Raw genomic sequence first — 13,188 nt, 5'->3', positions numbered from 1 at the left:
GCTAGCACCCGCAAGGGGCGACTCGCCGGAGCCGGTACCTCGGGGGGATACCGGCTGTGGGCGGGATCACACTACGCTCGGCCGGGACCGGGGAGTCAGGACGTCCATCACGGAGGAGGCGGCCTTGTCCACACCTGCTGCGGAGCACGTCGTCGGACGACGGGAGGCCGACGGGGTCGCCGCTCGCGCCCGCGGCCTGACGAAGGCGTACGGATCCGGCGAGACCACCGTCCTCGCCCTCGACTCGGTCGACGTGGACATCGCGCGCGGCCGCTTCACCGCGGTCATGGGCCCCTCGGGCTCCGGGAAGTCGACGCTGATGCACTGCCTGGCGGGACTCGACACCGTCTCGGCCGGACAGGTGTGGCTCGGCGACACCGAGATCACGGGGCTCAAGGACCGTGAGCTGACCCGGCTGCGCCGGGACCGGATCGGGTTCATGTTCCAGTCCTTCAATCTGATCCCCACGCTGAACGCGGCCGAGAACATCACGCTGCCGATGGACATCGCGGGCCAGAAACCCGACCAGAAGTGGCTGGACCAGGTCATCGACACGCTCGGGCTGCGGGACCGGCTGAAGCACCGGCCCGCGCAGCTGTCCGGCGGGCAGCAGCAGCGCGTCGCCTGCGCGCGGGCGCTGGCCTCCCGCCCCGAGCTGATCTTCGCGGACGAGCCGACCGGCAACCTCGACTCCCGTGCGGGGCTCGAGGTCCTCGGCTTCCTGCGCGAGGCGGTCGACGACCTCGGCCAGAGCGTCGTCATGGTCACGCACGATCCGGGCGCGGCCGCCCACTCCGACGTGGTGCTGTTCCTCGGGGACGGGCGGATCGTGGACGAGATGCAGCGGCCGACGGCGGAGGCGGTGCTGGAGCGCATGCGGCACTTCTCCGGGGGGCGCCCGGCCGCCGGGGGCGCCTCCGACGACGTGGTCCTGGCCGCCGACTCGGACGACGTACCTCTCGACACCCTCGACAATCTCGACACCTTCGACAAGGACTGAGGCGGCGGCCGTGCTCAAGGCGACTCTGCGGAGCTTCCTCGCCCACAAGGGGCGGCTGCTCCTGTCCGCGCTGGCCGTCGTGCTGTCCGTGGCGTTCGTGGCGGGCAGCCTGATTTTCTCGGACACGGTCACGCGTACGTTCGATCGGCTCTTCGCCTCCACCGCGGCCGATGTGACCGTGTCGCCGAAGAACGATCTCAAGTCGCGGGTGTCGACCGGTGCCACGCCGACGCTGCCCGCCTCGCTCGCGGACCGGCTCGCGAAGGTCGACGGCGTGGCGGCCACCCATGTGGACGTGAGCGTCGAGAACCTCACCATCGTCGACCGCGAGAACAAGTCGATCGGACCCACCTCGGGCGCGCCGACCATCGCCACCAACTGGCAGGTCACCAAGCGCAGCCCGGTGAAGCTGACCTCGGGCCACGCCCCGCACGGCGCCGACGAGGCGCTGCTCGACGCGGACACCGCCAAGCGCAAGCACGTGGCGATCGGCGACAGCCTGACGGTGCAGGCACAGCGCACCTTCCCGGTGAAGATCGTCGGCATCGCCACCTTCACCACCACCAACCCCGGTGCCGCGCTGCTGTTCCTCGACACCCCCACCGCACAGACGAACCTGCTCGGCAGCCCGGACGCCGCCACGAGCATCGCGGTGGACGCGGCACCCGGGGTCGCCGACGCTCCGCTCAAGCAGCGGATCGCGGCGCAGGTCGGCACCAGGACCTACGAGGTGAAGACCGCCGACGAGCAGGCCAAGGACGCCGCCGCGCAGCTCGGCGGATTCCTGGACGTCATCAAGTACGTGATGCTCGGCTTCGCCGGCATCGCCGTGCTGGTCGGCGTCTTCCTGATCGTCAACACCTTCTCGATGCTCATCGCCCAACGCACCCGTGAGCTGGGCCTGTTGCGCGCGCTCGGCGCCGACCGACGGCAGGTGCGGCGGTCCGTGCTCACCGAGGCGCTGCTGCTCGGTCTGGTCGGCTCGACGCTCGGACTCGCCGCGGGGATCGGGCTCGCCCTCGGGCTGATCCGGCTCATGAGCGCGTTCGGGATGAACCTCAAGTCCACCGAGATGGTGATCGGGTGGCCGACCCCCGTCACGTCGTACGTCGTCGGGGTCGGCGTCACCTTCGTGGCGGCGTATCTGCCCGCCCGGCGCGCGGCCGGTGTCTCCCCGATGGCGGCCCTCTCGGACGCCGAGGTCGCCGGGGTGGGACGGCCGCTGCGGACGCGCGCCCTGGTGGGCTCGGTCGTGGGCGTGGCCGGCGGCGCCGCGCTGACCGGCTGCGCCGCGGCGTCGAAGACCGCGACGTCCGCCTCCCTGCTGGGTCTCGGTGTCGTGCTCACCCTCATCGCGACGGTGATCGCGGGTCCGCTCCTTGTGCGACCGGTGATCCGGGTCCTGGGCGGTGCCTTCCCCGCCCTGTTCGGCCCGGTCGGCCGGATGAGCCAGCGCAACGCGCTGCGCAATCCGCGGCGCACGGGCGCCACGGCGGCCGCGCTCATGGTGGGCCTCGCGCTGGTCGGCGGGATGTCCGTGGCGAGCGCGTCCATGAGCAAGTCCTTCGACCATCAGATCGACAAGACGCTGGGCTCCGACTTCGTGATCCAGAACAGCAACTTCGTGCCGTTCACCACGGAGATCACGGACAAGGTGCGCGCCACCCAGGGTGCCGGGCTCGTCGTCCGCCAGCGGTTCACGCCGGTCGCGGTGCGGCTGCCGGACGGCAAGCGGGTCGAGACGACCGCGGCGGGCTACGATCCGCGGCTCGACGACGTCGCCCACGTCACGTACACCCAGGGGGACACGGCGGCGGCGCTCGGCGCCGGCCGCCTGGCGATGGACGCGGAGTTCGCGCGGGAGCACGGCGTGCGCGTCGGCAGCGCGATCCCCGTCGAGTTCCCCGCGGGGCGGAAGACCGACCTGACGGTGGGGGCGCTCACCGACCAGGGCGGCTCCGGGGGTTTCGGGATGCAGGGCGGGCTGTTCTTCGGCTTCGGCACGATCGAGAAGTACGTGCCCGGCGGGCAGGACTCGGCCCTGTACGTGAACGCGGCGACCGGCACGAGCCCCGACCGGCTGCGCGCGCAGCTGGAGCAGACGCTCAAGCCCTATCCACAGGTGCAGGTCCGCGACCAGGCCGACTACAAGAAGCTCGTGCACGACCAGATCGCCGTGCTGCTCTACCTCGTGTACGCGCTGCTCGGACTCGCGATCGTGATCGCGGTGCTCGGCGTGGTCAACACCCTCGCCCTGTCGGTGGTCGAACGCACCCGTGAGATCGGACTGCTGCGCGCCATCGGGCTCGCCCGGCGCCAACTGCGCCGGATGATCAGGCTGGAGTCGGTGGTGATCGCCGTGTTCGGCGCCGTCCTCGGCCTCGCGCTCGGGCTGGTCTGGGGCGTCTGTGTGCAGCGGGTCCTCGCGCTCCAGGGCATGAAGTCGCTCGCCATCCCCTGGACCACCATCGTCGCCGTGGTCGTGGGTTCGGCGGTCGTGGGCATAGTGGCGGCGCTGCTGCCGGCGCTGCGTGCCTCGCGCATGAACGTCCTGGCGGCCATCGCACACGAATGATGTACACGTGTCCTGTCCGCTGATGTACTCGCGTCCTGTCCGCCCCGTTCACCCCTCGGGCGCAAGTCGCCCGTGAGTGAGGAGAGTTCATGTCGCGGCCCCTACCCCCTTCCGGCCCCTCCGTCCCTTCCCGTCGCTTCCGCCCCTTCCGCTTCGGCATCAACCTGCTCGCCCCCGCGCCCCTCGACGAGTGGCGCGCCAAGTGCCGGCGGGCCGAGGAACTCGGCTACGACGTGATCCTGGTCCCCGACCACCTGGGCATGCCCGCGCCCTTCCCCTCGCTGGTGGCCGCGGCGGAGGTCACCGAGGGGCCCCGCCTCGGCACCTTCGTGCTCAACGCGGGCTTCTGGAATCCCACGCTGCTGGCCCGCGAGGTCGCCACCACGGACACGCTGACGGGCGGCCGCCTCGAACTCGGTCTCGGCACCGGCTACATCCCGGCGGAGCACCACACGGCAGGCCTCCCCTGGGGCTCGCCGCGCGAGCGGGTCGACCATCTCCAGCGCACCGTGGAGGAGTTGGAGCGCCTCCTCGGTTCGGACGAGCACCGGCCGGGAACGGTACAGCGGCCCCGCGTGCCGCTGCTGATCGGCGCCAACGGCGACCGGATGCTGCGGCTCACCGCCGAGCACGCGGACATCGCGGCGTTCACCGGGGCGCGCACCAGCCCGGGCGGCACGCTGGAGCCGATCACGGCCGCCGAAATGGACGAACGCGTCGCCCTGTACCGGGAGGCGGCCGAGGGACGCAAGGAGCCCGCCGAGCTCAATCTGCTGATCCAGATACTCGCCGTCACCGACGACCGCGGCGCCGCGATCCAGCCCTGGCTGCCCCGTATCCCGAACCTGACCGAGGACGAGGTCCTGGAACTGCCGATCGTGCTGGTGGGAACGCTGGAGCAGATCGTCGCGCAGGTGCGGGCGCAGCGAGAGCGGTACGGGCTCTCGTATCTGACGGTCCTGGAGCCCAACATGGAGGCGTTCGCCCCCGTCGTCGAGGCGCTGCGGGGCGAGTGACCGTCCGGATCGTGGAATTCGGCGCCGCACCATGGAACACATGATGGGATCGGCGCCATGACCGAGCTGCGCATACGGGCCGCGACGCCCGAGGACCTCGACACCGTGCTGGCTTTCTGGAAGGTGGCCGCCGAGGGCACGAGCATCAGTGACGACCGGGACGGCGTGGGACGACTGGTCGCCCACGATCCGGAGGCGCTGATCCTGGCCGAGGACGACGGCGAGCTGGTGGGCACGGTGATCGCGGGCTTCGACGGCTGGCGCTGCCATCTGTACCGGTTCGCGGTGCATCCCGGGCGGCGCCGCCTCGGCATCGGTTCGGCGCTGCTCGCCGCCGCCGAGGAGCGGTTCGTACGGCTCGGGGGGCGGCGCGCGGACGCGATGGTGCTGTGGCGGAACGAGACCGGGCAGCATGCGTGGCGGGCCGCCGGGTACGCGCCCCAGGAGCAGTGGCGCCGCTGGGCGAAACCGCTCACCGACTAGCGTCCAGCACCCAAGAGGGCACTTTGCCGATCCTTTACCATGGGAGGATCACCCGGTCCTCCCATGAAAGGTGTGAGCGTCCACCGATGGGCGAGCCTCCCTGTACCCGACATCGCGCGATCCCCCCGCCCCTGGCCGATCATGGGACGGAGGTGACCCGATGACCGAAGTGCTCCTCCTCCTGGTGGCGGTGCTGCTCTCGCTGGCCTGTGGCGCCTTCGTCGCGGCGGAGTTCTCACTGACCACGGTCGAGCGCAGCGAGCTGGAGCGCGCCGTCGAGCGCGGCGAGCGCGGCGCGTCGGGCGCCCTCAAGGCCGCACGGAATCTGACGTTCCAGTTGTCCGGCGCCCAGCTCGGCATCACCGTCACCAACCTGGTCGTCGGCATGCTCTCCGAGTCGTCGATCGCCAAGCTCATCGCGGGTCCGCTGGAGTCGCTCGGTGTCTCGCCCTCCGCGTCCCGCTCGGTTGCGCTGGTCATCGGTACGGCCCTGTCGACGGTCTTCCTGATGGTCGTCGGCGAGCTGGTCCCCAAGAACTGGGCGATCTCCTCACCGCTCGCCGTGGCCAAGCGGGTGGCGACGCCGCAGCGCTGGTTCAGCGCCGCGTTCCGCCCGTTCATCACGCATCTCAACAACACGGCCAACCGTGTCGTGCGTGTCTTCGGCCTCGAACCGGCCGAGGAGCTGGCCTCCGCGCGCGGACCCCAGGAACTGGTCGCCCTGGCCCGGCACTCCGCCAAGGAGGGCGCCCTGGAGGCGGACACCGCCGAGCTGTTCGTGCGCACCCTGAACCTCGCCGACCTGACCGCGGAGAACGTGATGACCCCGCGCGTCCAGGTCATCGCGCTGGACGTCCAGGCGACCTGCGAGGACGTGGCGAACGCGACACGGGCGACGGGTCTGTCCCGCTTCCCCGTCTACCGCGGCAACCTCGACTCGGTCGTGGGCGTGGCACACATCAAGGACGTGGTGGCGGTACCCGCCGAGCAGCGGCCTCGCACCCCCGCCTCCCGGATCATGCGCGAACCCCTGTTCGTACCGGAGTCACTCACCGTCGACCGGCTGCTCGACCGGCTGTCCGGCGGACGCACCATGGCCGTCGTCATCGACGAGTACGGCGGCACGGCGGGCGTCGCCACCCTGGAGGACATCGTCGAGGAGGTCGTCGGCGAGGTCCGCGACGAGCACGACCCGCACGAGACGCCCGACCTGGCCCCGGCCGGCACGGACGAGGAGGGGCGGGCGCTGTACTCGGCCGACGGGTCCGCCCGCACCGACCAACTGGCCCGCGTCGGGCTGCGGGTGCCCGAGGGGCCCTACGAGACCCTGGCCGGCTTCCTCGCGACCGGGCTCGGCCGCATACCCGCCGTCGGGGACGCCGTCGAGGTCGCCGGGTGGCGGCTCGACGTGGTGGACGCCTCCGGGCGGCGGGCCGCGCGGGTGCTGCTGCACGCGCCGCGCGACGGGGAGCAGCGCTACGACGAGGAGAGGGGGCCGCGATGACCGTCGTACAACTGCTGATCGGGCTGGCGACGCTGGTCGTGAACGCCTTCTTCGTGGGCGGCGAGTTCGCGCTGATCTCGGTGCGCCGCAGCCAGATCGAACCGCGTGCCGAGGAGGGCGACCGGCGGGCACGCAGCGTCCTGTGGGGCCTGGAGCACGTGTCCGCGCTGCTGGCGGCCGCGCAACTGGGCATCACCCTGTGCACGCTGGTCCTCGGCATCGTTGCCGAGCCCGCGATCGCGCACCTGCTGGAACCGGCGTTCCACGCGATGGGCGTCTCGCAGAGCGCGGGCCACGCGATCTCGTTCGTGATCGCGCTCGCCCTGGCGACCTATCTGCACATGCTGCTCGGCGAAATGGTGCCGAAGAACATCGCGCTCGCGGAGCCGGTGCGCACCGCGCTGCTGCTCGGACCGCCGCTGGTGGCGCTCTCCCGGGCGCTGCGCCCGGTGATCTTCACGGTCAACGCCTTCGCGAACGGCCTGCTGAAGCTGCTGCGGGTCGAGACGAAGGACGAGGTCGTCGCCACCTTCTCCGACGACGAGCTGGCCAGGCTGGTCAAGGACTCCGGCGAGGCGGGGCTCATCGACGACCGCGCTCTGGAGCGGCTGCACGACGCACTGGAGCTCGGCCGCCGACCCGTACGGGACGTGGTGCTGCCACTGGAACGTGTCGTCTACGCGCGTGTGGGCGTCACTCCGGAGGAGCTGGAGCGGCTGTCCGCCGAGTCCGGCTTCTCACGCTTCCCGGTCGTGGACGAGGGGCGCCGCATCGTGGGCTATCTGCACGTCAAGGACGCGCTGGACGCGATGCCGCGCGAGGTGCCGTTCCGGGTGGAGGACATGCGGCCCATCGCGCGGGTACGGGAGAGCACCCCGCTGGACGACGTGCTCACGGCGATGCGCCGCAGTCGTACGCACCTCGCGGGAGTCATGGGCAGCGACGGACGGATGACGGGGCTGGTCACGATGGAGGACGTGCTGAGGGAGCTGTTCGGGCAGACGGTGTGAGCGGGCCGGGCCGTCCCGGCCGTCCCCGGTGGCGACCCGACCGACCGGCGAGTATGCGTGCGGGTTAGCATCTTGTCCGCCATGCAGACGAATGCCACCTACACCAGTCTTGTCGCGGTCGGCGACTCCTTCACCGAGGGCATGTCGGACCGGCTGCCCGACGGCTCCTACCGCGGCTGGGCCGATCTCCTCGCCGGCCGGATGGCCACGCGGACGCCCGGTTTCCGGTACGCCAACCTCGCGGTGCGCGGCAAGTTGATCGGGCAGATCGTCGAGGAGCAGGTGGACGTGGCGGTCGCGATGCGGCCCGACGTGATCACGCTCGTCGGCGGACTCAACGACACGCTGCGTCCCAAGGTCGACATGGGACGTGTCCGCGCTCTCCTGGAGGAGGCCGTGGAGCGGCTCGCCCCCGCCTGCGAGCGGCTCGTCCTGATGCGCAGCCCGGGCCGCAACGGTCCGGTGCTCGAACGCTTCCGGCCGCGTATGGAGGAGCTCTTCTCCGTCGTCGACAAGCTCGCGGACCGGCACGGCGCACTGGTGGTCGACCTCTACGGGGCGCCCTCGCTCGCCGACCCCCGGATGTGGGACGTGGACCGGCTGCACCTGACGGCCGAGGGGCACCGCCGGGTCGCGGAGGCCGTCTGGCAGACGCTCGGGTACGAGCCCGAGGACCAGGAGTGGCGTACGCCGATGCCGCCGACGGCGCCGCCCGGCTGGGCCGCCCGCCGCGCCGCCGACGCCAGCTTCGCCAGGCAGCACCTGCTGCCGTGGATAGGACGACGGCTGACGGGACGCTCATCGGGGGACGGCCGAACAGGCGCCCACTTTAGCGCTGAGCTGGGCAAAGCCTTCTGGGTCACCCCTGCGGACCACACAAACCCCGGCCCTGTGACGGACTGGCGACGGGTGGGGCACTAGCTAGCGCCGCTTGCGCTTCTTCTTGTTCCGGTTGTCGGCGCTCGGCTTGGCACCGCTCGGCCGGCCGGGCGCCGTCGGGTTCGCCGCGGCCTCGCGCAGGCCGATCCGGCGAGTCTGCCAGACAGTCAGCTCCCACAACCCGATCGCGACTCCGACTCCCACGACGCCGACGGGGAGGGAGCTGAGGTCGGCATCGGCGGGCTGCGGGGCCAGCCAGCCACTCGGGTCCACCAGCAGGTCCTCGGTGGTGCCCGCGTCCTCCGTGCCGTTGCAGCCCATGCCGACGATGTTGGCGTGGGCCATCGGCCTGCCGTCGGTCCGCTTCAGCCTGCAGTGGTAGATCGGGCCGGTCTTGCCCTTGGTGGTGTACACCGAGGTGATCCGCACCTCGGTGCGCTGCCCCTGGCTCTGCATCAGCGCGGCCTGGAAGACCAGCCCGGAGCCGAGCGCGACGGCTGGTCCAGTGATCAGCCCGGCGAAGAACACCCACCCCTTGGTCGCGGTCGCCATCAGCACCGCGATCGCGAGGGCCACGGTCAGAACACCGAGGATCAGCGCCGCCGGAAACCAGTCCGGGCTGGTGCCGAGCACGCCGATGCCCACCATCAGCAGGGGGACGAGCGCGGCTGTGCGGGCGAGCCGCCGCACCACGTGCGGGGGCCAGGCCACGTTCTTCCGGGACCCGGGCGCCATCAGCGGCCCTCGAACCGGCGCAGCCCGACCCGCCGGGACAACCAGACCAGCAGCTCGAAGAGCACCAGTACCACCGGCAGGGCCCACGCGGCGATGTCGATCCCGCTGTAGTCCGTCTCGGCCAGCTCCGGCGCCGTCCAGCCGTGCGGGTCGACGAGCACGTCCTCGGTCTGCCCGACTTCCATCGGCCCGTCGCAGGAGTCATTGTCCAGCTCGGCGTGGTTGAGCGGCTTGCCGTCCACCCGCCCCAGAAGGCAGGTGTACTCCGGCCCGTGCTTGCCCTGGTACGTCTTCACCGAGGTGACCCGCACCTCCACCCGCTGCCCTTGGTGCGCCATCACCTCCGCCTGCAGCACCGGCCCCGGCCCGGACAGCGCGGCGATCCCCACGATCACCCCGCCGACGATCAACCAGCCGTTCGGCGCGGCGGTGATCAGCAGCGAGAGAGTCGCGATCAGCGTGAAGGTCCCGAGCACCAGTCCGAGCCCGCTCCAGTCCGGATTGGCGGCCAGCAACGACAGCCCGACGATCACCGGCGGACCGAAAAACGCCATCGTGGTGAGGCGGCGGACCTGCCGGGACGAGGTGGCGGTGGCTATTCGAGGCACGGCGTCAGTGTGACGAACGGGGGGCGTCAGGCTGAAGAGCGGGGTCCGTTACTACAGTCGCGCTCTCGATGAGCACCTGTGATCCGAGCGATGTGGCATGCCTGGCGCACCGGGCACCGGCCCTGGCATGAGGAGATGTTCTGGCCCGGCGAGCGTGCGACGGTCTACTTCTGCTCCTGCGGTGAGCAGTTCTGGCCCCTCACGAAGGAGGCGCCGTACCCCGACTGGCGCGACAACCCGGTCCGCAGGGAGCGAGCCGAAGTGACGTCCGAGGGCGATAGTGCTGCTGCCCTTCGCGGTGCGGTGGACGTCGTCCGTCTTGAGGGTGGAGATGCGGGTGATCTTGGCGCCGTAGAGCAGGACGAGTGCGCCGACTGCCCGGACGTCGGCGGGCAGGTCGGTGTCGCTGACGCATCGGGTGAGCAGGGCGACCTGCTCGTCCTGGTCGACGAAGTTCGCCGGTTCGCTGTCGCGCCATCCGGTGACGGACGCCCGGCCAAGCGGCCGGAGCTGCTGCCGTACGAGGAGTCCGTGGGGTAGACACCGGTGGGTAGGCGGACGGCCGAAGGGAATCCCATGCCCACCACCGTGATCAACCTCAAGGGTCATATCCACGAGTTCGGTCCCCGGCTCGAACACGCTCCCGCGGACCTCGTCTACATCGGCCGCCGCTGGACCATGGGCCGCTGGGACCTCCCGCAGCACCCGCTCTACAACCCCTTCGCCTACGACACCCCCACGAAGAAGCGCGACGGAACCCGCGCCGAGATCATGGAGAAGTACCGGGCGTATCTCCTCGAACGCCCCGACCTCCTCGACCAGGTGTCCGCCCTGCGTGGCAAGACGCTGGCCTGCTGGTGCGCACCCGAGCTGTGCCACGGCGACATCCTGGCGGAGCTGGCCGACGCCTCGTAGCGCCGCCGACTCCCGCGCCCGTCCCCGGCTGAGCGGGGGCGTCACCCCCACGGGGTCCCCCGGTGGCGTGAGCGCACTGGTGCCTGCTTGCTGGACCGAGAGGGAACGGGGGCTTCGGGAAGAGAGCGAGCGCCGATGAAGCCGAAGGAAGAACGGCTGCGGACACCGCGCGCCGCCGGGTTGGCGGGGACGGTGTTCGCCCTCCTGCTGGGGGCGGCGATCGTGCTGGTGCGGATCGCGATCCCGGCGGGGGGAGCCGCCGACGCGACCGTCGCGCCGAACGAACGGTGGGCGGTGCGTACGGCTTTGGAGATCATCCCGTTCGCGGGGATCTTCTTCCTGTGGTTCATGGGCGCCGTGCGCGCACGGGTCGGCGATGCCGAGGACAGATTCATCGCCACCGTCTTCATGGGCAGCGGACTGGTCTTCGTGGCCACCATGTTCGGGGCCGGCGCCGCGGCGGGCAGTGTGCTGAGCCAACCCTCCGGCTTCGGCCGCGACTTCGCCTACACGCTGATGACGACGTACGCGCTCCGCATGGCCGCCGTGTTCGTCTTCACGACCTCGACCATCGGTCACCGTCTCGGCGTCCTCCCCCGTCCGCTCGCCGTCCTCGGCTACCTCGCGGGGCTTGTCCTGCTCGTCGCGGGATCCTCTCTGCCCTGGTCGGAGCTGGTCTTCCCGGCCTGGGCGCTGGTCGTCAGCCTCCACATCCTCCGTGTCGGCCTGCGCACCCCGGCGAGCGGCTGAGCACCCTCTCGCGCATGCTGTGGAGCAGGGGGACGAGAACGGGCCACGGAAAGGCTGATCCTCGGTGAGGCTTGTCGTCGATCTCAACCGCTGCCAGGGATACGCGCAGTGCGCGTTCCTGGCTCCCGATGTTTTCGCCATGCACGGAGACGAGTCCCTGCTCTACAACCCCGAGGCCGAGGAGGACCGGCGCGAGGACATGGCGCGAGCCGTGGCCGCGTGCCCCGTCCAGGCCATCACGGTGGAGGCGAACTCCCTGGACGGGAACCCCGGAACCGACCGGGAGATCGGCCGGTGAGCGCCGACGGATCGCTGGACCGGCTCAAGCGTGAAGGCCGCATCGTCGTCGTCGGCGCCTCGCTGGCGGGACTTCGGGCCGCGGAGACCTTGCGTGAGGAGGGGTTCGCCGGTTCCCTCACGATGATCGGGGACGAGCCCTACGAGCCGTACGACCGACCGCCGTTGTCCAAGCAGGTCCTGCTGGGCAGGGCGACTGCGGACCGCACCGGCCTTCCCCGCCACCGCGCCATCGACGCGCAGTGGCGCCTCGGGGTTCCGGCCACCGGCCTCGACATGGCGGCCCGGCGGGTGCGGCTGGCCGACGGCGACGAGGTGGAGTACGACCGGCTGCTCATCGCCACCGGTGTACGGGCCAGACCCTGGCCCCAGGAGGACGAGGCGGAGCTCGACGGGGTGTTCGTGCTGCGGACCCGCGACGACGCCGACGCGCTGGAGCGCTCTCTCGCGCAGGGCCCCCGCCGCGTGCTCGTCATCGGCGCCGGGTTCACCGGCTCCGAGATCGCCTCCGCCTGCCGGGAACGCGGGATCGCGGTCACCGTGGCCGAGCGGGCAGACGCGCCGCTGGTCGGAGCGCTCGGCGGAGTCGTCGGCGAGGTCGCGGCCGAACTGCACCGCAAACACGGTGTCGACCTGCGCTGCGGCGTCATGGTGACCCGCTTGGAGGGCGACTCCGCGGGACACGTCCGCGCCGCGCACTTCTCCGACGGGAACACCATCCAGGCCGACGTGGTGGTCGTCTCCCTCGGCGCCCAGCGCAACACCGAATGGCTCGCCGGGTCCGGACTCGGCGCGGGTCCCCGCGGGATCGCGTGTGACGCCGGGTGCCGGGCCTTCGACATCCGGGGCATCGTCACCGACGACATCTATGTGGCCGGCGACGTCGCACGGTCCCCGCACCCGCTGTTCGGATACCAGTTCCTGTCCCTGGAGCACTGGGGCAACGCCGTCGCCCAGGCCGAGACCGCCGCGCACAACATGCTGAGCGACAGCGCGGACCGCCGCCCCCACATCTGGGTGCCCGCCTTCTGGTCCTCCCAGTTCGGCGTGAACATCAAGTCCGTCGGGGTGCCGTCGATGGGGACGGAGATCCTCATCGCGCAGGGCTCCCGCAGCGAGCACCGGTTCACCGGCGTCTACGGGTACCAGGGGCGCGTCATCGGCGCCGTCACCTTCGACCAGACGAAGTGGCTGCAGTTCTACCAGCAGCTCATCGAGACCACGGCGCCCTTCCCACCGGCCTTCCCCACGGTGGACCGCCGCCCCGAGGGGCAGCAGCCGATGCCCGCGGACTTCCCCGACCCGTCCGTGCCCACCCACGGCCCGACCGTCACCCTCAGCGGATACGCGCCGGACGACCGACGGCTGACGTTCACCCCCGCTCGGCACTGATCCGACGTTCCCTAGGACGCACCC

At 71.2% G+C, this 13,188-nt stretch carries 14 protein-coding genes; 12 read left to right on the top strand and 2 right to left on the bottom strand.

The features are described from left to right. Window positions 1-124: 124 nt before the first annotated feature. The 7 genes from SMIR_RS33945 (at window position 125) to SMIR_RS33915 (ending at window position 8,509) form a co-directional block, all read left to right on the top strand. Window positions 125-1,000, top strand: coding sequence for an ABC transporter ATP-binding protein (locus SMIR_RS33945; RefSeq protein ID WP_248002842.1), 876 nt, complete (start codon window positions 125-127; stop codon window positions 998-1,000). A gap of 10 nt (window positions 1,001-1,010) precedes the next feature. Next, window positions 1,011-3,575: an ABC transporter permease gene (locus SMIR_RS33940; protein ID WP_212727780.1), complete on the top strand. Its 2,565-nt coding sequence runs from the start codon at window positions 1,011-1,013 to the stop codon at window positions 3,573-3,575. 89 nt (window positions 3,576-3,664) lie between these two features. Next, window positions 3,665-4,591, top strand: a complete 927-nt coding sequence (locus SMIR_RS33935; RefSeq protein ID WP_212727779.1) for an LLM class F420-dependent oxidoreductase — start codon at window positions 3,665-3,667, stop codon at window positions 4,589-4,591. 57 nt (window positions 4,592-4,648) lie between these two features. Continuing rightward, window positions 4,649-5,074, top strand: a complete 426-nt coding sequence (locus SMIR_RS33930) for a GNAT family N-acetyltransferase (protein WP_168489813.1) — start codon at window positions 4,649-4,651, stop codon at window positions 5,072-5,074. A gap of 160 nt (window positions 5,075-5,234) precedes the next feature. Next, a complete protein-coding gene (locus SMIR_RS33925) occupies window positions 5,235-6,578 on the top strand; it encodes a hemolysin family protein (protein WP_212727778.1) in 1,344 nt (447 codons plus the stop codon). Next, window positions 6,575-7,588 (top strand): hemolysin family protein, encoded by a 1,014-nt coding sequence (locus SMIR_RS33920; RefSeq protein WP_168489815.1) that lies wholly within the window; start codon window positions 6,575-6,577, stop codon window positions 7,586-7,588. Before SMIR_RS33925 ends, SMIR_RS33920 begins: the two co-directional genes overlap by 4 nt. An 81-nt stretch (window positions 7,589-7,669) precedes the next feature. Further along, window positions 7,670-8,509 carry an SGNH/GDSL hydrolase family protein gene (locus SMIR_RS33915; RefSeq protein ID WP_168489816.1) on the top strand — a complete coding sequence of 280 codons (840 nt, stop codon included), beginning with the start codon at window positions 7,670-7,672 and terminating at the stop codon, window positions 8,507-8,509. Here SMIR_RS33915 and SMIR_RS33910 read toward each other — a convergent pair whose 3' ends face one another. Both SMIR_RS33910 and SMIR_RS33905 read right to left on the bottom strand, forming a co-directional pair. Further along, the gene (locus SMIR_RS33910) at window positions 8,510-9,202 is read right to left on the bottom strand and encodes a hypothetical protein (protein ID WP_168489817.1); all 693 of its coding nucleotides are present in this window, start codon (window positions 9,200-9,202) and stop codon (window positions 8,510-8,512) included. Beyond that, complete coding sequence (locus SMIR_RS33905; protein ID WP_168489818.1) at window positions 9,202-9,810, bottom strand: hypothetical protein; 609 nt, start codon at window positions 9,808-9,810, stop codon at window positions 9,202-9,204. Before SMIR_RS33905 ends, SMIR_RS33910 begins: the two co-directional genes overlap by 1 nt. A gap of 78 nt (window positions 9,811-9,888) precedes the next feature. Here SMIR_RS33905 and SMIR_RS33900 point away from each other — a divergent pair, with 78 nt between their 5' ends. From SMIR_RS33900 to SMIR_RS33880, 5 genes are all read left to right on the top strand, one after another. After that, window positions 9,889-10,350 carry a hypothetical protein gene (locus SMIR_RS33900; RefSeq protein ID WP_212727777.1) on the top strand — a complete coding sequence of 154 codons (462 nt, stop codon included), beginning with the start codon at window positions 9,889-9,891 and terminating at the stop codon, window positions 10,348-10,350. Window positions 10,351-10,386: 36 nt separating this feature from the next. Continuing rightward, on the top strand, window positions 10,387-10,725 hold the full coding sequence (locus tag SMIR_RS33895) for a DUF4326 domain-containing protein (protein WP_168489820.1): 339 nt from the start codon (window positions 10,387-10,389) through the stop codon (window positions 10,723-10,725). Between the two features lie 135 nt (window positions 10,726-10,860). Continuing rightward, complete coding sequence (locus tag SMIR_RS33890) at window positions 10,861-11,475, top strand: hypothetical protein (protein ID WP_168489821.1); 615 nt, start codon at window positions 10,861-10,863, stop codon at window positions 11,473-11,475. A gap of 64 nt (window positions 11,476-11,539) precedes the next feature. After that, a complete protein-coding gene (locus tag SMIR_RS33885) occupies window positions 11,540-11,773 on the top strand; it encodes a ferredoxin (protein WP_168489822.1) in 234 nt (77 codons plus the stop codon). Further along, the gene (locus SMIR_RS33880; protein ID WP_168489823.1) at window positions 11,770-13,164 is read left to right on the top strand and encodes an NAD(P)/FAD-dependent oxidoreductase; all 1,395 of its coding nucleotides are present in this window, start codon (window positions 11,770-11,772) and stop codon (window positions 13,162-13,164) included. Before SMIR_RS33885 ends, SMIR_RS33880 begins: the two co-directional genes overlap by 4 nt. The last annotated feature ends 24 nt before the right edge of the window (window positions 13,165-13,188 follow it).

Source organism: Streptomyces mirabilis (assembly GCF_018310535.1).
In the GTDB taxonomy this organism is placed as follows: Bacteria; Actinomycetota; Actinomycetes; order Streptomycetales; family Streptomycetaceae; genus Streptomyces.
The sequence above is the reverse complement of the archived record's forward strand: the minus strand, read 5'-3'. Positions and strand labels throughout refer to the sequence as shown.

Coding starts and splice junctions, on each gene's coding strand:
- SMIR_RS33935 (WP_212727779.1), top strand. CDS start 3,665: ATGTCGCGGCCCCTACCCCCTTCCGGCCCCTCCGTCCCTTCCCGTCGC.
- SMIR_RS33930 (WP_168489813.1), top strand. CDS start 4,649: ATGACCGAGCTGCGCATACGGGCCGCGACGCCCGAGGACCTCGACACC.
- SMIR_RS33925 (WP_212727778.1), top strand. CDS start 5,235: ATGACCGAAGTGCTCCTCCTCCTGGTGGCGGTGCTGCTCTCGCTGGCC.
- SMIR_RS33920 (WP_168489815.1), top strand. CDS start 6,575: ATGACCGTCGTACAACTGCTGATCGGGCTGGCGACGCTGGTCGTGAAC.
- SMIR_RS33915 (WP_168489816.1), top strand. CDS start 7,670: ATGCAGACGAATGCCACCTACACCAGTCTTGTCGCGGTCGGCGACTCC.
- SMIR_RS33910 (WP_168489817.1), bottom strand. CDS start 9,202: ATGGCGCCCGGGTCCCGGAAGAACGTGGCCTGGCCCCCGCACGTGGTG.
- SMIR_RS33895 (WP_168489820.1), top strand. CDS start 10,387: ATGCCCACCACCGTGATCAACCTCAAGGGTCATATCCACGAGTTCGGT.
- SMIR_RS33890 (WP_168489821.1), top strand. CDS start 10,861: ATGAAGCCGAAGGAAGAACGGCTGCGGACACCGCGCGCCGCCGGGTTG.